The 21,343-nt window shown below is 54.7% G+C and carries 17 protein-coding genes, 2 tRNA genes and 2 other RNA genes; 12 read left to right on the top strand and 9 right to left on the bottom strand.

Annotation, left to right across the window (positions count from 1 at the left end; translation table 11 throughout):
• Positions 1 to 30: 30 nt before the first annotated feature.
• The 6 genes from JBO43_RS02735 to JBO43_RS02760 all read left to right on the top strand — a co-directional run bounded on the left by JBO43_RS02735 (position 31) and on the right by JBO43_RS02760 (position 2,073).
• Entirely contained in the window at positions 31 to 489 is a 459-nt protein-coding gene (locus JBO43_RS02735) for a YchJ family protein (RefSeq protein ID WP_202673676.1), read from the top strand.
• Positions 490 to 536: 47 nt separating this feature from the next.
• The gene (purU, locus tag JBO43_RS02740; RefSeq protein WP_103946014.1) at positions 537 to 1,379 is read left to right on the top strand and encodes a formyltetrahydrofolate deformylase; all 843 of its coding nucleotides are present in this window, start codon (positions 537 to 539) and stop codon (positions 1,377 to 1,379) included.
• A gap of 156 nt (positions 1,380 to 1,535) precedes the next feature.
• Positions 1,536 to 1,620, top strand: a tRNA-Tyr gene (locus tag JBO43_RS02745).
• A gap of 26 nt (positions 1,621 to 1,646) precedes the next feature.
• Positions 1,647 to 1,731, top strand: a tRNA-Tyr gene (locus JBO43_RS02750).
• 40 nt (positions 1,732 to 1,771) lie between these two features.
• Positions 1,772 to 1,902: non-coding RNA, RtT sRNA (locus JBO43_RS02755), on the top strand.
• Between the two features lie 40 nt (positions 1,903 to 1,942).
• Positions 1,943 to 2,073, top strand: a non-coding RNA gene (locus JBO43_RS02760) — RtT sRNA.
• Between the two features lie 204 nt (positions 2,074 to 2,277).
• Here the strand turns inward: JBO43_RS02760 and narI are convergent.
• The 5 genes from narI to JBO43_RS02785 form a co-directional block, all read right to left on the bottom strand.
• Positions 2,278 to 2,955 carry a respiratory nitrate reductase subunit gamma gene (gene narI, locus JBO43_RS02765; RefSeq protein ID WP_202673677.1) on the bottom strand — a complete coding sequence of 226 codons (678 nt, stop codon included), beginning with the start codon at positions 2,953 to 2,955 and terminating at the stop codon, positions 2,278 to 2,280.
• Positions 2,955 to 3,665, bottom strand: a complete 711-nt coding sequence (gene narJ, locus JBO43_RS02770) for a nitrate reductase molybdenum cofactor assembly chaperone (protein ID WP_202673678.1) — start codon at positions 3,663 to 3,665, stop codon at positions 2,955 to 2,957. The genes narI and narJ overlap by 1 nt, the downstream gene beginning before the upstream one ends.
• Positions 3,662 to 5,197: a nitrate reductase subunit beta gene (narH, locus tag JBO43_RS02775; protein WP_095282261.1), complete on the bottom strand. Its 1,536-nt coding sequence runs from the start codon at positions 5,195 to 5,197 to the stop codon at positions 3,662 to 3,664. The genes narJ and narH overlap by 4 nt, the downstream gene beginning before the upstream one ends.
• The gene (locus JBO43_RS02780) at positions 5,194 to 8,937 is read right to left on the bottom strand and encodes a nitrate reductase subunit alpha (RefSeq protein ID WP_095282262.1); all 3,744 of its coding nucleotides are present in this window, start codon (positions 8,935 to 8,937) and stop codon (positions 5,194 to 5,196) included. The genes narH and JBO43_RS02780 overlap by 4 nt, the downstream gene beginning before the upstream one ends.
• 381 nt (positions 8,938 to 9,318) lie before the next feature.
• Positions 9,319 to 10,716 carry a NarK family nitrate/nitrite MFS transporter gene (locus JBO43_RS02785; RefSeq protein ID WP_095282263.1) on the bottom strand — a complete coding sequence of 466 codons (1,398 nt, stop codon included), beginning with the start codon at positions 10,714 to 10,716 and terminating at the stop codon, positions 9,319 to 9,321.
• A 310-nt stretch (positions 10,717 to 11,026) separates the two neighbouring features.
• Here JBO43_RS02785 and narX point away from each other — a divergent pair, with 310 nt between their 5' ends.
• Both narX and narL read left to right on the top strand, forming a co-directional pair.
• Positions 11,027 to 12,823 (top strand): nitrate/nitrite two-component system sensor histidine kinase NarX, encoded by a 1,797-nt coding sequence (gene narX / locus JBO43_RS02790; RefSeq protein ID WP_103946018.1) that lies wholly within the window; start codon positions 11,027 to 11,029, stop codon positions 12,821 to 12,823.
• Positions 12,816 to 13,466, top strand: coding sequence for a two-component system response regulator NarL (gene narL / locus JBO43_RS02795; protein ID WP_095282265.1), 651 nt, complete (start codon positions 12,816 to 12,818; stop codon positions 13,464 to 13,466). The genes narX and narL overlap by 8 nt, the downstream gene beginning before the upstream one ends.
• A gap of 2 nt (positions 13,467 to 13,468) precedes the next feature.
• Here narL and JBO43_RS02800 read toward each other — a convergent pair whose 3' ends face one another.
• Positions 13,469 to 14,875, bottom strand: a complete 1,407-nt coding sequence (locus JBO43_RS02800) for a YchO/YchP family invasin (RefSeq protein ID WP_202673679.1) — start codon at positions 14,873 to 14,875, stop codon at positions 13,469 to 13,471.
• 183 nt (positions 14,876 to 15,058) lie between these two features.
• Between JBO43_RS02800 and JBO43_RS02805 the strand changes: the two genes are divergently transcribed.
• The 3 genes from JBO43_RS02805 (at position 15,059) to JBO43_RS02815 (ending at position 17,759) form a co-directional block, all read left to right on the top strand.
• The gene (locus JBO43_RS02805; RefSeq protein WP_202673680.1) at positions 15,059 to 15,412 is read left to right on the top strand and encodes a DsrE/DsrF/TusD sulfur relay family protein; all 354 of its coding nucleotides are present in this window, start codon (positions 15,059 to 15,061) and stop codon (positions 15,410 to 15,412) included.
• Between the two features lie 107 nt (positions 15,413 to 15,519).
• On the top strand, positions 15,520 to 17,304 hold the full coding sequence (locus JBO43_RS02810; protein ID WP_095282268.1) for a methyl-accepting chemotaxis protein: 1,785 nt from the start codon (positions 15,520 to 15,522) through the stop codon (positions 17,302 to 17,304).
• A 212-nt stretch (positions 17,305 to 17,516) separates the two neighbouring features.
• Entirely contained in the window at positions 17,517 to 17,759 is a 243-nt protein-coding gene (locus tag JBO43_RS02815; protein ID WP_100779919.1) for a DUF1883 domain-containing protein, read from the top strand.
• Between the two features lie 104 nt (positions 17,760 to 17,863).
• On the opposite strand, the gene JBO43_RS02820 is transcribed toward JBO43_RS02815, so the two are convergent.
• Both JBO43_RS02820 and chaB read right to left on the bottom strand, forming a co-directional pair.
• Positions 17,864 to 18,559: a gamma-glutamylcyclotransferase gene (locus tag JBO43_RS02820; protein WP_095282270.1), complete on the bottom strand. Its 696-nt coding sequence runs from the start codon at positions 18,557 to 18,559 to the stop codon at positions 17,864 to 17,866.
• 178 nt (positions 18,560 to 18,737) lie between these two features.
• Entirely contained in the window at positions 18,738 to 18,968 is a 231-nt protein-coding gene (chaB, locus tag JBO43_RS02825; protein ID WP_103949344.1) for a putative cation transport regulator ChaB, read from the bottom strand.
• Between the two features lie 270 nt (positions 18,969 to 19,238).
• Between chaB and chaA the strand changes: the two genes are divergently transcribed.
• Positions 19,239 to 20,339, top strand: coding sequence for a sodium-potassium/proton antiporter ChaA (chaA, locus tag JBO43_RS02830; RefSeq protein ID WP_103946021.1), 1,101 nt, complete (start codon positions 19,239 to 19,241; stop codon positions 20,337 to 20,339).
• 131 nt (positions 20,340 to 20,470) lie between these two features.
• Here the strand turns inward: chaA and kdsA are convergent, their stop codons facing one another.
• Positions 20,471 to 21,325, bottom strand: coding sequence for a 3-deoxy-8-phosphooctulonate synthase (gene kdsA / locus JBO43_RS02835; RefSeq protein WP_095282273.1), 855 nt, complete (start codon positions 21,323 to 21,325; stop codon positions 20,471 to 20,473).
• Between the last annotated feature and the right edge of the window lie 18 nt (positions 21,326 to 21,343).

Below are 21,343 nucleotides of genomic sequence, written 5' to 3' on the forward strand. Positions count from 1 at the left end.
CCGTGACTTTTTTATTCCAGGAAGAGAATTGTGTCCCAACTCTGCCCCTGTGGTAGCGCAGTCGAGTATAGCCTATGTTGCCAGCGATATCTTTCTGGCAACCAGGTTGCACCCGATCCATCACACCTTATGCGCTCCCGGTATTCTGCTTTTGTGATCAAAGACGCAGACTACCTGATTAAGACCTGGCATCCCTCGTGCCACGCCGCTGACTTTCGTCAAGAAATTGAAGCCGGATTCGCCAATACACAATGGCTCGGCCTGACGCAATATGAGGTTGCCGCTGGCAGCACGCCAAAAGAAGGTTTTGTCAGCTTCGTCGCCCGATTTATCGAGCACAATAAACCCGGCGCCATCATTGAGCGCTCGCGGTTCTTACTCGAAGGCGGACAGTGGTACTATATTGATGGTACTCGTCCGCAGTTTGGTCGTAATGACCCCTGCCCCTGCGGTTCAGGTAAAAAATTTAAAAAGTGTTGCGGGCAATAACGCCTGACCACCAATAACAAGCAAACACTCAACAGGATTTCCTCGCGATGCAATCATTACAACGCAAAATACTGCGTACCATTTGCCCTGACCAGAAGGGTCTGATCGCCCGTATCACCAACATTTGCTATAAGCATGAACTGAACATCGTGCAAAATAACGAGTTCGTGGATCACCGCACCGGTCGTTTCTTTATGCGTACTGAACTGGAGGGGATTTTCAACGATACCACCCTGCTCGCGGATCTTGACGGCGCGTTACCGGAAGGCTCCATTCGCGAACTGACTCCCGCCGGGCGTCGTAAAGTCGTGATTCTGGTCACCAAAGAAGCTCATTGTCTGGGCGATCTGCTGATGAAAGCCAACTATGGCGGGCTGGACGTTGAAATTGCCGCCGTTATCGGTAATCACGATACGCTGCGCACGCTGGTTGAGCGTTTTGATATTCCCTTCGAACTGGTAAGCCACGAAGGCCACACCCGCGAAGAGCATGACGAGCTGATGGCGCAAGCCATTGAAGCGCACGATCCTGACTATGTGGTGCTGGCGAAGTACATGCGCGTGCTGACGCCATCGTTTGTTTCCCGCTTCCCGAATAAGATCATCAACATTCACCACTCATTCCTGCCGGCCTTCATTGGTGCACGTCCTTATCATCAGGCGTACGAGCGCGGCGTGAAGATTGTCGGCGCCACCGCCCACTACGTGAACGATAACCTGGATGAAGGCCCGATCATCATGCAGGACGTCATTCACGTCGATCATACCTATACCGCAGAAGATATGATGCGTGCCGGTCGTGACGTCGAGAAGAATGTATTGAGCCGCGCGCTGTATCAGGTGCTGGCCCAGCGCGTGTTCGTCTACGGCAACAGAACGATTATTCTTTAATCCTTTGTGAAATGAATTGATTAGCTTTGCGTCTTTACGCGTAAAAAGCAGTCAAACAGTTCGTTTTCATCAAAGGAATGCTTTACAGGGGCGCGTCATTTGATATGATGCGCCCCGCTTCCAGCAGGAAGCAGGCCAGTAAAAGCATTACCCCGTGGTGGGGTTCCCGAGCGGCCAAAGGGAGCAGACTGTAAATCTGCCGTCATCGACTTCGAAGGTTCGAATCCTTCCCCCACCACCATCTCAACGCTCAAGCATCATACCCCTGGCGGGGTTCCCGAGCGGCCAAAGGGAGCAGACTGTAAATCTGCCGTCATCGACTTCGAAGGTTCGAATCCTTCCCCCGCCACCATTTCTTAGATTAAATCCAACATTCCTGTTCGCACGATATTTCATATTCTCTATGGGGAAGGATGAGAAGCTTCGACCAAGGTTCGATTCGAGCAAAGCGAGAAAGCGTTGCCGCAGGCAACGACCCGAAGGGCGAAGCGCAACGCGCTGAATAATCCTTCCCCCGCCACCATTTCTTAGATTAAATCCAACATTCCTGTTCGCACGATATTTCATATTCTCTATGGGGAAGGATGAGAAGCTTCGACCAAGGTTCGATTCGAGCGAAGCGAGAAAGCGTTGCCGTAGGCAACGACCCGAAGGGCGAAGCGCAGCGCGCTGAGTAATCCTTCCCCCGCCACCATTTTTCAGTTCAAATCCCAAAACTCATAGTTAATAATCCGGCTTTCGCACACCTCTTTTCCCCGGTGTCGCTGCGCTTACCGGGGCAATAAAAGCGTACCGCGAACCGCGAACCTGTAGGCCGGGTAAGGCAACGCCGCCACCCGGCAAAAAGGCGAAAAAAAACCCTGCCGAAGCAGGGTTTGTTCATTTATAGCCGAATGACTCAGCGACGCGCGCGGACGATTTGATATCTGCGTGTCAGGTACTCGACCGGCACGCTCCAGATATGCACCAGGCGCGAGAACGGGAACAGGACGAACAACGTCATGCCCAACACCAGATGCATGCGGAAAATAAACGCCACCCCATCAAGATGCTCAGAAGCCCCGCCGTGGAACGTCACCACAGACTGCGCCCAACCGACCAGTTTCATCATCTCGCTGCCGTCCATATGTTGAGCAGAGAAAGGAATTGTCGCCAGACCCAGCGCGCACTGGATAATCAGCACCGACATCACCAGAATATCCGCCGCCGTTGTCGTTGCACGAATGCGCGGGCTGAAGAGACGGCGTTTAAGCAACAGCAGACCGCCCACCAGGCACATCAGGCCCGCAGCACCGCCACCAAACATTGCCATCTTCTGTTTCACGTCCAGCGGCAGCCAGGCTTCATACATCCAGTGCGGCGTCAGCATCCCGAAGGCATGACCGGCGATCACACCGAGGATCCCGATGTGGAAAAGGTTAGAAGCCAGGTTCATTCCTTTGCGATCCAGCATCTGGCTGGAGCCCGCACGCCAGGTGTACTGGCCGTAGTCGTAACGCAGCCAGCTGCCTACCAGGAACACAGTACCCGCAATGTACGGATAAATATCGAAGAAGAACATATTCAGGAAGTGCATTATTGCTGTCCTCCGTTAGAGATATTCAAATATTGCGGGGCGACAGCACCGGCAAAACGACGCTGGTGAGCAGAGATTTCTGACTCACCGCAATTCTGGTCAGCCAAGAATTTCACCTGCTCTTCTTCCCAGACCGCATCCAGCGCCTGCGGGGTATCATCGCGCGCTTCGTCGGCGATTTTCTCCGCCACTTTGTCGCTATCTACCGCCGCATTCGCCAGTTTCACCAGCAGTTCAAACAGCAGCGCATAGCGGCTTTCACGCTGTTTCAGACGCGCGCTCAGCAATGCGAGAATCGGCGCGATATCCTGCAAACCGCCCAGCGCCTCTTCACGCGGCAGCTGTGCCAGATATTCCAGGTACAGCGGCAGATGATCCGGCAGCTCGCGGCTATCGAGTTGCAAGCCGTGCGCTTCGTACTGTGCCATCAGGTCAACCATCGCCTGACCGCGATCGCGGGACTCGCCGTGAACGTGTTCGAACAGCAGTAAAGAGGTTGCACGGCCCCGGTCAAACAGCTGGCTATAAGCCGACTGTACATCCAGTTGATCCTGAGTGAGCAAATCACGCAGGAAAATGCCTAACGCCTGCGCATCTTCTTTATCCAGATTTTCAGATGACGCGAGTGCATCGAAGAGTTCCTGCTGATGCTGCCACAGGGCAGCGTCAGGGTACTCCAGCAGACGCGAAACAATGACGAGTTCAATCATTGGTGCGGCTCCGTTTTGCTGGTCACATCCATCGCATCAATACGACGGCTGTTGAACAGGTTGAATTTGGTGTCTGAACCGTGGCAACCGTCGCCGAAGGTGAAGCCACAACCGCTTTTCTCCGGGAAGGCATCGCGAGCCTGCTCACGGTGGCTGCTTGGCACCACGAAACGATCTTCGTAGTTCGCAATCGCCAGGTAACGGTACATTTCCTGCGCCTGTGCTTCGCTCAAGCCCACCTCTTCCAGCGCGCTGGTGTCGATAACGCCATCAACGGTTTCCGCGCGTTTAAAGTGGCGCATCGCCAGCATACGTTTCAGGGCCAGCAGCACCGGCTGAGTGTCACCTGCAGTCAGCAGGTTCGCCAGATACTGAACCGGGATACGCAGGCTTTCTACGTCCGGCAGGATCCCGTTGCTGCCCAGTTCACCCGCATCGGCGGCGGACTGAATTGGTGACAGCGGTGGCACATACCAGACCATCGGCAGCGTGCGATATTCCGGGTGCAGCGGCAGAGCCAGCTTCCAGTCCATCGCCATTTTGTAGACCGGAGATTGCTGCGCTGAGTCGATCACGCTCTGTGGAATACCGTCTTTCAGCGCCTGCTCAATCACTTTCGGATCGTTCGGATCGAGGAACACGTCCAGCTGACGCTGATAGAGATCTTTCTCGTTCTCGGTGCTCGCTGCGGTTTCAATCGCATCCGCGTCATACAGCAGCACGCCGAGGTAACGAATACGGCCTACGCAGCTTTCGGAACAGACGGTCGGCATACCCGCTTCGATACGCGGATAACAGAAGATGCACTTCTCGGACTTGCCGCTCTTCCAGTTGAAGTAGATCTTTTTGTACGGACAACCGGTGATGCACATACGCCAGCCACGGCACTTATCCTGATCGATAAGCACAATGCCGTCTTCTTCACGCTTGTAGATGGCTCCGCTCGGACAGGTCGCCACACACGCCGGGTTCAGGCAGTGTTCGCATAAGCGCGGGAGATACATCATGAAGGTGTTTTCGAACTGGCCGTACATCGCCTTCTGCATGTTTTCGAAGTTCTGATCTTTCGACAGTTTTTCGAACTCACCGCCGAGATCGTCTTCCCAGTTCGGTCCTTTGCTGATTTTGTCCATCCGCTGGCCGGTGATCAGCGAGCGCGGACGCGCAATCGGCTGATGTTTCCCTTCCGGTGCGTTGTGCAGGTTCTGGTAGTCAAAATCAAACGGCTCGTAGTAATCGTCGATGCCCGGCAGATGCGGGTTAGCGAAGATTTTCCCCAGCAGCAGCGCTTTGTTACCCATGCGCGGCACCAGTTTGCCATTGATCTTACGGATCCAGCCGCCCTTCCATTTTTCCTGATTTTCCCAGTCGGTCGGGAATCCGGTGCCCGGCTTGGTTTCAACGTTGTTGAACCACGCGTATTCCGTACCTTCACGGCTGGTCCAGACATTTTTACAGGTGACCGAGCAGGTATGACAGCCGATGCATTTATCCAGATTCAGCACCATGCCGACTTGTGAACGAATTTTCATTTTACGCTCTCCTGTACCTGGTCATTACCTTCGCCATCTAACCAGTCAATATTCTTCATCTTACGCACCACCACGAACTCATCGCGGTTAGAGCCGACCGTACCGTAGTAGTTAAAGCTGTACGCCAGTTGCGCATAGCCGCCGATCATGTGAGTCGGTTTCGGCGTGATACGCGTGACCGAGTTATGGATACCGCCGCGCTGCTGAGTAATCTCGGAACCCGGCAGGTTCACGATACGTTCCTGAGCGTGGTACATCATGGTCATTCCGGCAGGCACGCGCTGGCTGACAACCGCACGGGCAGTCAGTGCACCGTTGCTGTTGAACACTTCAATCCAGTCGTTATCCACGATCCCCAGATCCTTAGCGTCCACTTCGCTCATCCAGACGATTGGCCCGCCGCGACCTAAGGTCAGCATCAGCAGGTTGTCGCTGTAGGTGGAGTGGATCCCCCACTTCTGGTGTGGCGTCAGGAAGTTAAGCGCTTTTTCCGGGTTACCGTTGGATTTCTCGCCCATCACCTCTTTCACCGAACGGGTGTCGATTGGCGGACGGTAGACCAGCAGGCTTTCACCGAAATCACGCATCCACTGGTGATCCTGATACAGAGACTGACGACCGGTCAGGGTGCGCCACGGGATCAGCTCGTGAACGTTGGTATAGCCCGCGTTGTAAGACACATGTTCATCTTCCAGACCAGACCAGGTCGGGCTGGAGATAATTTTGCGCGGCTGGGCCTGAATATCGCGGAAGCGAATTTTCTCGTCTTCTTTGTTCAGCGCCAGATGCGTGTGGTCGCGACCGGTAAACTCGCTGAGCGCCGCCCAGGCTTTCACTGCCACCTGACCGTTGGTTTCAGGGGCGAGAGTCAGGATCATCTCAGCCGCGTCAATCGCCGTGTTCAGCATCGGCTGGCCTTTGGCCGGGCCGTCAGCCTTGGTGTAATTGAGCTTACGCAGCAGATCCATTTCGCTCTGGGTGTTCCAGGCGATACCTTTCCCGCCGTTACCGATTTTCTCCATCAAGGGGCCGATAGAGGTAAAGCGCTCGTAGGTGGCCGGGTAATCGCGTTCCACCGGAATGATATGCGGTGCAGTGACGCCTGGAATCAGATCGCATTCGCCTTTTTTCCAGTCCTTCACGTCCAGCGGCTGCGCCAGTTCGGCGGCGGAGTCGTGCTGGATTGGCAGAGTCACGACGTCGGTTTCTACGCCAAGATGGCCCACGCAGACTTCGGAGAATTTCTTCGCGATGCCTTTGTAGATATCCCAGTCGCTTTTCGAATCCCACGCTGGGTCAACGGCGGCAGACAGCGGATGAATAAACGGATGCATATCCGAGGTATTCATGTCGTCTTTTTCGTACCAGGTCGCCGTCGGCAGCACGATGTCAGAGTACAGACAGGTACTGGACAGACGGAAGTCCAGCGTCACCACCAGATCCAGTTTCCCGTCGAGACCGTTGTCTTTCCACTCGACTTCTTCTGGCTTCACGCCGCCCTGTTTGCCCAGGTCTTTGCCCTGAATACCGTGGTCTGTACCCAACAGGTATTTGAGCATGTATTCGTGGCCTTTACCGGACGAGCCCAGCAGGTTCGAACGCCAGATGAACAGGTTACGCGGGTGGTTTTTGCCGTTTTCAGGCTGTTCCGCCGCAAAACGAATCGAGCCATCCTTCAGGGATTTCACGGTGTAATCCACCGGCGACATACCTGCTTTTTTCGCTTCTTCCGCGATGCGCAGCGGGTTGGTCCCCAGCTGTGGCGCAGACGGCAGCCAGCCCATGCGTTCAGCACGCACGTTGAAGTCGATCAGATGCCCGGTGTAGCGGGATTTATCCGCCATTGGCGACAGCAGTTCCTGCGCGGTGACGGTTTCGTAACGCCACTGGCTGGAGTGGTTGTAGAAATAGGAGGTGCTGTTCATATGACGCGCCGGACGCTGCCAGTCGAGACCAAACGCCAGCGGCTGCCAGCCGGTCTGCGGACGCAGTTTTTCCTGGCCTACATAGTGCGCCCAACCGCCGCCGCTCTGGCCGATACAACCGCAGAACACCAGCATGTTGATAAGACCGCGATAGTTCATATCGAGGTGATACCAGTGGTTCAGGCCCGCACCGACGATGATCATCGAACGACCGTGGGTTTTGTCTGCGTTCTCTGCAAACTCGCGGGCGATACGGGTGATTTGTGCGCGTGGCACACCGGTCACCTGCTCTGCCCACGCCGGGGTGTACGCTTTGATGTCGTCGTAGCTGGTCGCGCAGTTTTCGTCGTTCAGACCACGTTCCAGACCGTAGTTGGCCATCGTCAAATCGTAAACGGTGGTGACCAGCGCGGTCGAGCCGTCGGCCAGTTGCAGACGTTTTACCGGCAGTTTGTGCAGCAGGATATTTTCCAGCTCCACTTTCTTGAAGTGTTCAGAACCTTCGCCGCCGAAGTACGGGAAACCGACTTCCGCTATTTCATCCTGGCTGCCCAACATGCTAAGACGCAGCTCGGCCTCTTCGCCGGTGGTGCCATCGCGCTGTTCGAGATTCCACTTGCCTTTCTCGCCCCAACGGAAACCGATAGAGCCGTTCGGCGCGACCATATCACCATCGTTGGTGCAGGCGACCGTTTTCCATTCCGGGTTGTTTTCCTGGCCCAGCGCATCCACCAGATCCGCCGCACGCAGCATACGACCGGCAGCATAGTAGCCGTCGCGTTCTTCGAGCATCACCAGCATTGGCATGTCGGTATAACGACGCACGTAGTCGGTGAAGTACTGGCTTGGTTTATCCAGGTGGAATTCGCGTAGCATGACGTGGCCCATCGCCAGCGCCATCGCGGCATCGGTACCCTGCTTCGGCGCCAGCCACAGATCGCACAGCTTGGCGATTTCGGCGTAGTCCGGCGTCACGGCAACGGTTTTGGTGCCTTTGTAACGCACTTCAGTGAAGAAGTGGGCATCCGGGGTACGGGTCTGTGGAACGTTTGAGCCCCAGGCGATGATATAGCTGGAGTTGTACCAGTCAGCGGATTCAGGAACGTCGGTCTGCTCACCCCAGGTCTGCGGAGACGCTGGCGGTAAGTCGCAGTACCAGTCGTAGAAGCTCAGGCAAGTACCGCCGATCAGCGACAGGTAGCGTGCGCCGGATGCGTAGGAGACCATCGACATTGCCGGGATTGGCGAGAAGCCTGCCACGCGGTCCGGGCCGTAGGTTTTGACGGTGTAAACGTTAGACGCCGCAATCAGCTCATTCACTTCCTGCCAGGATGAACGGACAAATCCGCCGCGTCCACGCGCCTGCTTGAAGCTTTTCGCTTTATCCGCGTCTTCAATAATGGAGGCCCAGGCATCAACCGGATCGCTGTGCTGCACTTTCGCTTCGCGCCACATTTTCATCAGGCGTTTGCGCATCAACGGATACTTCAGGCGGTTGGCGCTGTACAGATACCAGGAGTAACTCGCGCCACGCGGGCAGCCGCGCGGTTCATGGTTTGGCATATCCGGGCGGGTACGCGGGTAGTCAGTCTGCTGCATTTCCCAGGTGACCAGACCATTCTTGACGAAGATCTTCCAGCTGCAGGAACCGGTGCAGTTTACACCGTGTGTAGAACGGACGACTTTATCGTGCTGCCAACGCTGACGGTATCCGTCTTCCCAGTCCCGGTTGGTTTCCAGAACCTGGCCGTGCCCATCGGCAAAAGTTTCGCCCTTCTGCTTGAAGTAGCGAAACCGGTCCAAAAATTTGCTCATCGGGTATCTCCTGTGTGGAGCCTGTGGCTCTCTAAATCGACATTGCTGATTTGCAGCGAAGGTAACGCTATGAAAGATGGCGGGAATTGATAACGATCAAGGCGAGCGGGCTCTCTTGCGCGAGGTATTAGAGCAAATACCACCAAAGCGGTATAAAAATTTATTTTTTAACTATATGTTTTTTATATGTATTTTTTATTTATCGTACAAAGAGCATGGCTTTATTTAACATCTTAGGTATTAAGGGGTAGATGTCCCTGCAAAGCGATGGCGATCACAGTGTTTCATCCTGCGCCAATATCAACTGACAGAAAAGTATGTTGTAACTAAGTTCAGAATAAAAAAACGCGGCCCGAAGGCCGCGTAAACGGATAATCAAACTTACTTATTTTTCTTAGTATTTCGGCCATACACCAGCCACGTAATAAATACGCAGGCGATGTAGAAGACGAGGAAGACTTTCATTGCACCTGCCGGGGAGCCGGTCAGCTCCAGGGAGATACCAAATGATTTTGGAATGAAGAAACCACCGATAGCGCCAATCGCTGAGATAAAGCCCAGCGCCGCCGCGGTATCTGTCGCCGCTTCACGCATTGCTTGTTCTTCGCTCCCGCCCTGCGCTTTCACACGATCGGTGGTCAGCTTACGGAAGATAACCGAGATCATCTGGAAGGTAGAAGCACTCCCCAGACCGGCCGTCAGGAACAGGCCCATGAAGACAGCGAAGAAGGCGATAAAGTTACCGCCCTGGCCGTTAGTCGGCAGAGTCAGGAACAGCAGCGCACAGAAAACGGCCATCATGATGAAGTTCACCAGCGTCACGCGGGTCCCGCCCAGACGGTCAGAAATCATCCCGCCGGTAGAACGTGCCAGTGCACCGATAAACGGACCGAAGAAGGCGAAATGCAAAATCTGCACTTCCGGGAACTGGGTTTTTGACAGCATCGCGAACCCGGCAGAGAAACCGATAAACGAGCCGAACGTCGCCAGATACAGCAGCGCCATGATCCACAGGTGCGCACGTTTCAGAACCGGCAACTGCTCGCTCAGGGACGCTTTAGACGCCGACAGATCGTTCATAAAGAACCAGGCCGCCAGGGTGAATACCACCAGGAACGGAACCCAAATCCAGGCCGCGTTTTCCAGGAACAATTTAGAACCATCTGCTTGTTCCACACCCGTTCCGCCAAACACCGCGAAGATAGACATGGAAATGGCCAGCGGTGCGATCAACTGCATTACGCTCACGCCCATGTTACCCAGGCCGCCGTTGATACCCAGTGCGCCGCCCTGTTTTTGTTTCGGGAAGAAGAAGCTGATATTCGCCATGCTGGAAGCAAAGTTAGCCCCGGCAAAACCGCACAGCAATGCGATGGTCACGAACACGCTGAATGGCGTAGAGGTGTCCTGCACTGCAAAACCCAGCCACACGCAAGGGATGATCATGATACCGGTGCTGAACGCCGTCCAGCGACGACCGCCAAATAACGGAACCATAAATGCGTAAGGAACACGCAGCAAAGCGCCAGAAAGCGCCGGTAATGCCGTCAGCATAAACAGCTGATCGGTGGTAAAGGTAAAGCCCACTTTCGGCAAGTTCACTGCCACTGCACTAAACAGCATCCAGACACAGAATGCCAACAACAAACACGGAACAGAAATCCATAAATTACGACTTGCAACACGCTGGCCACGCTGTTTCCAGAACTCAGGATCTTCTGGATGCCATTCTGTTATAACAGCACCGGAAGCCCTTTCCTGGGCGGATGAGTGACTCATAGACACCTCTGATTATCGAAAGATGCTGCAAACATTAGGGTTTTAAGCAGGCGGTAAGTTGATATAAATCAAAGGAAAAGTTGACGGTTTGACGGACGAAAAATCGCCATCATCCTTAGTGAGTAGGGTTTTTCGGCAAAAAAGGTGTGGTTTTATAACGGTGCTGACGGTTTAGGGCGCTGCCCTTCCCCTGACTATTACCCCAGTGGCAATTTAGGGGTAATCCTTTGTTGGTATGGGTATACTCCAGGGGATGCATGAAAATAGCGCCATTCCTGGAGGCAGGCAAAATCAGGAGCCCGGCAAGCCCATGTTAAAACGACTCTTCTCCCCGCTGACGCTGGTTAATCAGCTGGCCCTTATTGTTATGCTGTCCACCGCGATTGGTGTGACCGGCATGGCGATCTCTGGTTGGCTGGTGCAGGGCGTACAGGGTAGCGCCCATGCCATCAACAAGGCAGGTTCCCTGCGCATGCAGAGTTATCGCCTGCTGGCAGCTGTCCCGCTGACGGCGGAAGACAAACCGTTGCTCGATGAGATGGAGCGTACCGCATTCAGCCCTGAACTGGAAATCGCCGCCCAGCGCGACGGCCAGACTAACCAGCTTAACGCGCTACAGGGTTACTGGCACAGTCGGCTGAAACCGGGCCTGCAACAGGCGCATAGCCCCGACACAGTCGCCGGTGACGTCGCCAGTTTTGTCGCCCGCATCGATACGCTGGTCTCCTCTTTCGACTCCTCGACCGAAATGCGCATTGAGCGCGTGGTGATGGTCCATCGGGTGATGGCGATTTTTATGGCGCTGCTGCTGGCCTTCACTATCGTCTGGCTCCGCGCCCGCCTGCTGCACCCCTGGAAACAACTGCTGGCCGTGGCCCGTGCGGTGACCCAGCGTGATTTCACCCAGCGGGCGAATATCAGCGGTCGCAATGAAATGGCGATGCTCGGCCAGGCCCTGAATGATATGTCCGGAGAACTCGCCGAAAGCTACGCGGTGCTGGAAAAACGGGTGCAGGAAAAAACCGCCGGTCTGGAGCAAAAGAACGAGATTCTCTCATTTCTGTGGCAGGCCAACCGCCGCCTGCATTCGCAAGTTCCGCTATGCGAGCGTCTTTCACCGGTGCTTAACGGCCTGCAAAATCTGACGCTGCTGCACGATATCGAACTGCGCGTTTACGACGTCGAAGATGAAGAGAATCATCAGGAATTTACCTGTCAGTCAGACATGACCTGTGATGACAAGGGCTGTCACCTCTGTCCGCGCGGCTTGCCTGTAGCCGCCAGCAGTGGTACCACGCTGAAATGGCGCCTGACGGACAGCCACACCCAGTACGGCATTTTACTGGCGACGCTGCCGACTGGTCGTCATTTGAGTCACGATCAACAGCAGTTGGTCGACACCCTGGTGGAGCAGCTCACCGCGACCCTGGCGCTCGATCGTCATCAGGAAAAACAGCAACAGCTGATCGTCATGGAAGAGCGCGCAACCATTGCCCGCGAACTGCATGACTCAATCGCGCAGTCGCTTTCCTGTATCAAAATGCAGGTCAGCTGTCTGCAAATGCAGGACGACGCCCTGCCCGCCACCAGCAAACAGTTGTTGAGCCAGATTCGCAACGAGCTGAACACCTCATGGGTACAGCTGCGCGAACTGCTGACGACTTTCCGTTTGCAGCTCACCGAACCGGGTTTGCGCCCGGCATTAGAATCAAGCTGTCAGGAATTTAGCGCCCGACTGGGGTTCCCGGTGAAGCTGGATTACCAGCTCCCACCACGTTTTGTCCCCTCTCATCAGGCCATTCATCTGTTGCAAATCGCCCGCGAAGCCCTGAGCAATGCGCTCAAACACGCCGATGCGACGGCGGTGACAGTGGCCGTCACCTGTCACGATAACCAGGTGAAACTGACGGTGCAGGATAACGGCTGCGGCGTGCCAGAAAACGCTGAACGAACCAACCACTATGGTTTAATTATTATGCGAGACCGCGCGCAAAGTCTGCGCGGGGATTGCCAGGTTCGCCGGGGAGAGTCTGGCGGCACTGAAGTCGTAGTGACCTTTATTCCCGAAAAGCCTCTAATCACTTCCCAAGGAGAAAACCATGACTAATCAGGAAGCGGCAACCATCCTGTTAATCGACGATCATCCGATGCTGCGCACCGGCGTTAAACAACTTGTCAGCATGGCGGCAGATATTACCGTGGTGGGAGAAGCCAGCAACGGGGAACAGGGTATTGAACTTGCCGAGTCACTCGATCCTGATTTGATCCTGCTCGATCTCAATATGCCGGGCATGAACGGCCTGGAAACGCTGGATAAGCTGCGCGAAAAATCTCTCTCCGGGCGCATCGTGGTGTTTAGCGTGTCCAACCATGAAGAAGATGTGGTCACCGCGCTGAAACGCGGCGCAGACGGGTATCTGCTCAAAGATATGGAACCGGAAGATCTGCTGAAAGCCCTGCAACAGGCCGCCGCTGGTGAAATGGTCCTGAGCGAAGCCTTAACGCCGGTACTCGCCGCCAGTCTGCGCGCCAACCGCGCCACCTCTGACCGCGATGTGACTCAGTTAACCCCGCGCGAGCGCGATATTCTGAAGTTAATTGCTCAGGGACTGCCGAACAAAATGATCGCCCGTCGTCTGGATATCACCGAAAGCACGGTCAAAGTTCACGTCAAACACATGCTCAAGAAGATGAAGCTCAAATCTCGTGTTGAAGCGGCCGTTTGGGTTCACCAGGAGCGTATTTTCTAATTTCATTCGTCCGGCAGCAGTTTCCATCTCGGATCGTCATCAGGCACCGCCATCAGCGGCTGCGACAGAGAGAGCGTGATCTCATTGGAAGAGACACGCTGCCCGTCTTCATCCTCGACCACCACCGACAGCCGCCAGCGGTTCGTTGCGCCTTCACTTGCATCCCAGGCGGGCATAATCACGCTCCAGCCCTCGCTGCTTTTCGCATCTGGCGGCGAAGTCAAACTTAACGCCTGCGTATCGCCCTGCCAGTGAAGTTGTCTCACTCCGTGCGTGCTGCGAATTTGCAGTTTCAGATTGACGGTATCACCCGAATGTAAATCCCACGGCGGCGTCGCCAGATACACAGACAGCGTTTTGCGCTGGCGGAACTCCATCACCGGAAGATTTGCGCGATTCGGTGAGTCATAGCGGCTCCCGCGCAGGGAGCGCGTGGCGGCTACTTCATCCGATGACAACTGCTTTTTCAGCGGGACGCCAAAACGGTAGTTGAGTTTCATGCCGAGGTTATTCTGGCTGACGCCGCTTTCCCCCTGCTTGTGTGCCGCAGAAAACGTCAACAACGGTACCGGCGTATAATCCAGCCCAAGATTGACCGCCATTGGGTTGTGATACCCAGTGCCGCTACGAAACAGATCAACGCTATCGCCAAAATATTGCTCAAAGCTGACGCTGGTATTCAGATGCTGAAAATAGGGTAGCCAGGCTTTCGCGGTCACATCGTATCCTCGCGCCATCCGCTGTTCCTGCACGTCAGAGCTGTCGCGCCAGCTGGCAAACGGCTGATAATAATTTGCCGACAAACGCAGATTTTCGCCCCACGCTTCGGCACCCAGCCCGGCTCGCTGGAGATTTTCATCCAGCAGATTATCATAAAAGGTGTTGTATCCGAGCAGCCATTTTCCGGCAACCCAGCGCTGACCAATTCCGGCGTTGCTCACCAGACCGTCGGTTTGCTGCGTCAGCCCCAGCTGGCTCCAGCTCAGATAACGATTGTTGTCCTGCCAGGGGATGAACCATCGCCCGCTGCTGCCAGTAAATTTCCCGTCGTCATCCACCAGCAAATCGACGCTGGCATTCCCCCACGGCGAAAGCCAGGATTCAATCTGTTGATTGACTTCCCCGCTGACGGCGTCGCGCACCTGACCAAACGCAAACTGACGCGCCTGCTCCCCTGTCGTCAGACCGTTGTCAGTCATACTGGCTTCACCAAAAGCTTTCACCATCTCTGCCAGATGTTTTTCACTTTCGCCGGTTGGTTTGGCTAAACCGAGATCCGGCAGGCCATCACCATTGTTATCAAAGGGATTTCGCGCCTGCTGTTCAAAAGAACCGGGCGCAGCACAAACGGCTCCAGCCGGAATAAGCAGGAGCAACAACAGAGAACGAAGGTGAGGTAAAGCCATCATTAAGGTCGTAACTGTGATCCAGATCGCATGTCTATACAGCTGTAACCTTAACGCGTTCTGGAAGTTTTTGCAGCCCAAAGGGGAATTTCAGGAATATCCTGAAGCAACTTTGTATTCTTCCTCGCCAGCGCGGTAGCATAGGCAACAGATATTTTTCCCGCCTTGCTATCTACAGGAGTGAACATGCAAAAAATCGTGATCGTCGCCAACGGAGCGGCCTATGGAAGTGAATCCCTGTTTAACAGCCTGCGTCTTGCCATCGCTCTGCGCGATCAGGATAGCGAACTGGATCTGCGACTGTTTTTAATGTCAGATGCCGTCACCGCCGGGCTGAAAGGACAAAAACCCGCCGAGGGGTATAACATTCAGCAGATGCTGGAAATCCTCACCGCGCAGAACGTCCCGGTGAAGCTATGTAAAACCTGCACCGACGGACGCGGGATCACTTCACTGCCGCTGATCGAGGGGGTTGAAATCGGTACTCTGGTTGAGCTGGCACAGTGGACTCTTTCCGCCGACAAAGTATTAGCTTTTTAATAATAAAACCGTAAACATATTTTTTACTTATGGACGCGGTTGCACCATCAAGTTCCTGCTCGAGTTGCCGATACGCACCTTAAGCCAACTCAGCAGGTATTCAGCATATGTTAAGGTCAATCCGTGCCCGTATCATCGCCGCGACGACAGGTTGTCTGGTCGTCGCCCTTCTTCTTAATACCGTCATTAATTTCCAGGTCACACGTCAGGATAACCAGCAATCGCAACGCGATATTCTGGCCAGTACCAGCGCCAGTCATAATCTCGCCATTGCCGACTGGGTCAACAGCAAATTAACGGTCATTGCCTCTGCGCAATCTGTGGCCCTGAGCGACGACCCGGTTCCGGTATTTAAACAGCTGGCACAAGCGGGTGGTTTCACCAACGTCTACGTCGGCTACGCCAGCAAAACGGCGAAATTTTCCGATCCGGCGGGCGTGCCAGCGGATTACGATCCGACCGTGCGCCCGTGGTATCAGCAGGTAGTCAGCGCCGATGCGCCGGTGGTCACAGCTCCGTATGTCGATGCTGGCACCGGTAAGCTGGTCGTGACGTTTGCTGTGCCGGTAAAAGAAAACGGTGCACTGAAAGCGGTAGTCGCCGGAGATGTGGCAATGGACAGCGTGGTGGCTAACGTGCGTGGTATTCACCCGACGCCCGCCAGCAGTGGTCTGCTGATTGACAGCGACGGTACGGTAATTGCCGCCAACGATCCGGCGCTGACGCTCAAACCCTTTGCAGAAGCGATCAATGGCGTTGATATTAACGAGCTGAAAAAAGGCCACGAAATCGACGGTACATTGGGCGGCGTGGAGAAAACTTTTGTCGCCACACCGGTGGCAGGCACGCACTGGCTGCTTATCGTGGCGCTCGACAGTAACGACGCCACCTCCGGGATGCGTTCCTTGTTGAAAGCATCTGCTTTGTCGCTGATCATTCTGGTGCTGCTGAGCGGCGCAATTGTCCATTTCACCATTGCACGCCTGCTGAAACGTCTGTCGAATATTCGCGACGCGATGCACGCCATCGCCAACGGCACCAACGATTTATCGCAGCGTCTGCCGGATAACGGCCAGGACGAAGTGGCAGAAATTGCCCAGGCCTTTAACGCCTTTAGCGACAAACTCTCGACGGTGATGGTGCAGCTACGCGATGCCAGCTCCTCGGTCAAAAACGCCGCGCGCGAAATTGCCGCAGGCAACCAGGATCTCTCTGGCCGTACCGAGCAGGCGGCTTCCAGCCTGCGCGAAACCGCCAGCGCCGTGGAGCAGATCACCGCCTCTGTCACCCAGTCCACCGAATCGGCGGCGGAAGCTAACGATCAGGCAAGCAAAGCCTCGGCAGCGGCCTCACGCGGGGGCGAAGTGGTTTCTCAGGCCATCAGTACCATGCAATCCATTGAAGTGGCGTCGGCTAAAATCGGTGATATCACCAGCGTCATTGACGGAATTGCCTTCCAGACTAATATCCTGGCGCTGAACGCAGCGGTAGAAGCGGCCCGTGCGGGTGAGCAAGGTCGCGGATTTGCGGTAGTCGCCGGGGAAGTACGCAGTCTGGCAAGTCGCAGCGCACAGGCGGCCAAGGAGATCAAAACGCTGATCGATTCAACCGCCGACAGCGTGGCGACCGGTTCGCGGTATGTACATCTGGCCGGTGAAAGCATGGATGAGATCCGCTCGACTATCGGCAGCGTGTCCGGGATCATGCGTGAAATCACCATCGCGACCAGCGAACAGATGAAAGGCATTCACGAGATCAACCACGCCGTAACGCATCTTGACCGTATGGTGCAGCAAAACGCCGAACTGGTCGTGGAATCCGCCGCTGCGGCGAGCGCTCTGCAAAGCCAGGCGGGCGACCTTGCTGAAACGGCGGGGCATTTCCGCATATAATTTTAGTGTGGCGCGTATTGGCCTGTTCAAATACGCGCCAGCTGAACCCTTTCAGGCATTTTGTCATTTTTGTTTAAACGTTATGCCATTTTTTGATCAAAATCAGCATCCTCTCCCTTCCCCTTTGGTGTTATGCCATGAGTGAATTGTGAACAACATCACGCTCAGGATTAACCGCAGGGAGCGCGTTTTTCGGGACAACGGGGTAAAAAATGGCACTGGTAAAAACAAGTTTGAAACTGTTTGGCGGGGATACGGTAGTCGTGCGCTGCTCTGAGCGCTGCCATATTCATCTGATGAGTGCGAAAGCGCAGAAGTCGTCGCAGGCGGATATTCTTAGCGTACAGAACAAAGACAATGCGTGGTTAACCGTGCCTTACACTGGCACCTGGGATGTGTTGATTGACAGCCACAGCCAGTCGCTTGAGCACTCTGTCAGCTACGTCGCTGCCTGAAAAAGCTGCCTGGCGGCATTGCGTTTGCACAGGCCTACAAAACCGTTGATCTAATTGGCTTTTGTAGGCCGGGTAAGGCGCAGCCGCCACCCGGCTTTTTTTTATCAGGCAAAACCCGGGCGCAATGACGCTTCGCGGGAATCCCCTTCAATCAAGGCTTTGACCTTCGTCACTAGCTCGTTCAGGCAATCATCCTGCATCCCTAAACGCGTCAGTTCCTGATCGAGTGAGAACAGATACTGGGCATTGGTTCCCAGCGGCCCGCTGGCTGCGGCAATCAGTGGCGCAATGACTTGCGTTCGGGTATCGGATTCATACAGCGGATGGCGCGGGTCCATGATAAAGACCAGCGCATTGACGGTGCGCCCGTCGTCGAGCTCCAGTTTGCACCAGCTCGGCAAATAGCAGCCGGTGATCATTTCACGCTTCCACAGCAGCGCCAGCTCGTCCTCGAGGGTGTCGTCCGGCAGACGATAGGCGACGCCGGTGGTGCGCCCGCCCTCTTTCAGTGCAAGCATCCGGCCAGGCTGACAGGCGCTACCGCGACCGGCAGTGAGGCGCAGACAAAATGCGCGATGCCAGCCAGGAAGCGTACCCGTTGCGGATTCCACATACTCCAGCGCGGGATTCCACATCAGCGAACCATAACCAAATATCCATACCGGGCCTTCATCCGGGCGGCAGGCCATCGTCGCCGCAAGCGACGCAGCACGTTGTTCAGCCGACCAGAGAAGCGATTCCTCAATAGCACCAAATGCCGTCTTACAATCTGCCTTCATTAAGAAATCACGCGTTAACACTTTACCACCTCCGCCACTGCATGCTTCCGTGCGACATCTTTTACGCCTTCCCGGCATTTTCGTTTCTGCTCATTTTGACAGCAGTTAATAAACGATAAGCAATTCATAGGCCAGTTGCAATACAACGAAAGTTCAACAGCCGGAAAAGTCAAAACAGAGGTGGCTAATCATAAGGGCACTATTTCTTTTTATGCCATTTCTCATCCTCCCCTTTTTCATAATCGTGTTTGACAGCCGCCCAGGCGACGCGATGGGCGGTCTCTTCGCGGCTGGCGTCATCGCGACGGTCCTCTTTATCCTTATATTGCTCCCAGGCGCTGTTAAACGCCTCTTTGTAGATTTCCTGCGCGTGGGACGGCAGAACGTGCTGGACGCTGTCAGGCAGGTCGTTTTTTGATTTATAGGGCATCACTCACCTCTTTTGAGTCAAAAAGGTAAGTGTGGTCGATAGGGGTTACCGTTGCCAGTCAAAATGACAATTGTGTGAAATTAATGAACTTAATGTACTGTTATTTAGTGTGTATTTAGATTAAAAGCGATTTTACAGGCGCTTTGATAAAAATAGCCACTGTGACGTAAAATTAAGTAAAACATCACTGGAAATTATCTGTTTTCTGTTAGTTTAATGGCCTGCAATTTCATTCTATAATTACAATCACCTGCATTCACGGAGTATCACATGACAACAACACATGAGGCGGTTAAGACCCGCCACAAGGAGACGTCGCTTATTTTCCCGCTTGTGGCACTGGCCGTGCTGCTCTTCTGGGGAAGTAGCCAGTCACTGCCAGTGGTCGTTGGAATTAACATTCTTGCTCTTATTGGTATTTTATCCAGCGCATTTAGCGTTGTTCGCCACGCCGACGTACTGGCGCACCGCCTGGGCGAACCCTACGGCTCTCTGATTTTAAGTCTTTCCGTTGTTATTCTCGAAGTAAGCTTAATTTCCGCATTGATGGCAACCGGCGATGCCGCACCGACGCTGATGCGCGATACGCTGTATTCGATCATTATGATTGTGACCGGCGGTCTTGTAGGCTTCTCGCTGCTTTTGGGCGGGGGCAAATTCGCCACTCAGTATATGAACCTGTTTGGTATTAAACAGTATCTGATCGCCCTCTTCCCGCTGGCAATTATTGTACTGGTGTTCCCAATGGCACTGCCGGGCGCCAATTTCACCACCGGGCAGGCGCTGCTGGTCGCGCTCATTTCCGCCGCCATGTACGGCGTTTTCCTGCTTATTCAAACCAAAACGCACCAAAGCCTGTTCGTCTACGAGCATGAAGATGACGGCGACGACGATGACCCGCACCACGGTAAGCCTTCTGCGCACAGCAGCCTGTGGCATACGGTTTGGCTGATCGTACATCTGATTGCGGTAATCGCAGTCACCAAAATGAATGCGAATCCGCTGGAAACCTTGCTGACCGAGCTGAACGCCCCTGTGGCCTTTACCGGCTTCCTGGTCGCCTTGCTGATTCTTTCACCAGAAGGTTTAGGCGCATTGAAAGCGGTTCTCAGCAACCAGGTGCAGCGCGCAATGAACCTGTTCTTCGGTTCCGTGCTGGCGACGATTTCACTCACCGTACCGGTAGTGACGTTGATTGCCTTTATGACCGGGAATGACCTGCACTTTGCGCTGGGTGCGCCAGAGATGATTGTGATGGTGGCGTCGTTGCTGCTGTGTCAGATTTCGTTCTCGACCGGACGCACCAACGTGCTAAACGGCGCGGCGCATCTGGCGCTGTTTATCGCGTATCTGATGACGATTTTTGCCTGACGTTCTTTGTCTGAACTGTTTTGCCGGGTGGCGGCTTCGCCTTACCCGGCCTACAAGACCGACAGTAACGTATAACCCGCGCGCCGGGCATAAAAAAACCCGCCGTGGCGGGTTTTTTATTAGCTCAAAGATTAGTTGCTGGTATCCAGCTCGTCGAAGCTTTTCACCAGATCGTCAATCGCTTTGATCTGTTTCAGGAACGGCTCGAGCTTATCCAGCGGCAGCGCGGATGGACCGTCGCATTTCGCGTTGGCTGGGTCCGGGTGCGCTTCAATGAACAGACCGGCCAGACCTGTCGCCATACCGGCGCGCGCCAGTTCAGTCACCTGACCACGACGACCGCTGGATGCGGCGCCAAACGGGTCACGGCACTGCAGGGCGTGGGTCACGTCAAAGATAACCGGTGAGTTATTGGACACTTTCTTCATCACGCTGAAGCCCAGCATGTCGACCACCAGGTTGTCGTAACCAAAGTTCGCGCCACGGTCACACAGAATGATCTGGTCGTTGCCGCCTTCGATAAATTTATCGACGATGTTACCCATCTGACCAGGGCTCACGAACTGTGGTTTCTTCACGTTGATGACTGCACCGGTCTTCGCCATCGCTTCAACCAGGTCGGTCTGACGCGCCAGGAAGGCCGGAAGCTGAATCACATCCACTACCTCAGCAACAGGCTGCGCCTGTGACGCTTCATGCACGTCGGTGATCACTTTCACGCCAAAGGTCTGTTTCAGCTCCTGGAAAATTTTCATCCCTTCTTCCAGACCTGGGCCACGGTAAGAGTTGATGGAAGAGCGGTTGGCTTTGTCAAAAGAGGCTTTAAACACGTACGGGATGCCCAGTTTCTGGGTCACGGTCACGTAGTGTTCGCAGATACGCATGGCGAGGTCGCGGGATTCCAGAACGTTCATGCCACCAAACAGCACGAACGGCAGGTCGTTTGCCACGTTGATATCACCAATGCTAACCACTTTTTGTTTCATAGGATCGCCTTATTCAGG

Source organism: Lelliottia jeotgali, from assembly GCF_016771845.1.
Lineage (GTDB): Bacteria > Pseudomonadota > Gammaproteobacteria > Enterobacterales > Enterobacteriaceae > Enterobacter > Enterobacter jeotgali.

Coding starts and splice junctions, on each gene's coding strand:
- narL (WP_095282265.1), top strand. CDS start 12,816: ATGACTAATCAGGAAGCGGCAACCATCCTGTTAATCGACGATCATCCG.
- narI (WP_202673677.1), bottom strand. CDS start 2,955: ATGCACTTCCTGAATATGTTCTTCTTCGATATTTATCCGTACATTGCG.
- narH (WP_095282261.1), bottom strand. CDS start 5,197: ATGAAAATTCGTTCACAAGTCGGCATGGTGCTGAATCTGGATAAATGC.
- JBO43_RS02785 (WP_095282263.1), bottom strand. CDS start 10,716: ATGAGTCACTCATCCGCCCAGGAAAGGGCTTCCGGTGCTGTTATAACA.
- JBO43_RS02810 (WP_095282268.1), top strand. CDS start 15,520: ATGTTAAGGTCAATCCGTGCCCGTATCATCGCCGCGACGACAGGTTGT.
- chaB (WP_103949344.1), bottom strand. CDS start 18,968: ATGCCCTATAAATCAAAAAACGACCTGCCTGACAGCGTCCAGCACGTT.
- kdsA (WP_095282273.1), bottom strand. CDS start 21,325: ATGAAACAAAAAGTGGTTAGCATTGGTGATATCAACGTGGCAAACGAC.
- JBO43_RS02805 (WP_202673680.1), top strand. CDS start 15,059: ATGCAAAAAATCGTGATCGTCGCCAACGGAGCGGCCTATGGAAGTGAA.
- purU (WP_103946014.1), top strand. CDS start 537: ATGCAATCATTACAACGCAAAATACTGCGTACCATTTGCCCTGACCAG.
- narX (WP_103946018.1), top strand. CDS start 11,027: ATGTTAAAACGACTCTTCTCCCCGCTGACGCTGGTTAATCAGCTGGCC.
- narJ (WP_202673678.1), bottom strand. CDS start 3,665: ATGATTGAACTCGTCATTGTTTCGCGTCTGCTGGAGTACCCTGACGCT.
- JBO43_RS02780 (WP_095282262.1), bottom strand. CDS start 8,937: ATGAGCAAATTTTTGGACCGGTTTCGCTACTTCAAGCAGAAGGGCGAA.
- JBO43_RS02815 (WP_100779919.1), top strand. CDS start 17,517: ATGGCACTGGTAAAAACAAGTTTGAAACTGTTTGGCGGGGATACGGTA.
- chaA (WP_103946021.1), top strand. CDS start 19,239: ATGACAACAACACATGAGGCGGTTAAGACCCGCCACAAGGAGACGTCG.
- JBO43_RS02800 (WP_202673679.1), bottom strand. CDS start 14,875: ATGATGGCTTTACCTCACCTTCGTTCTCTGTTGTTGCTCCTGCTTATT.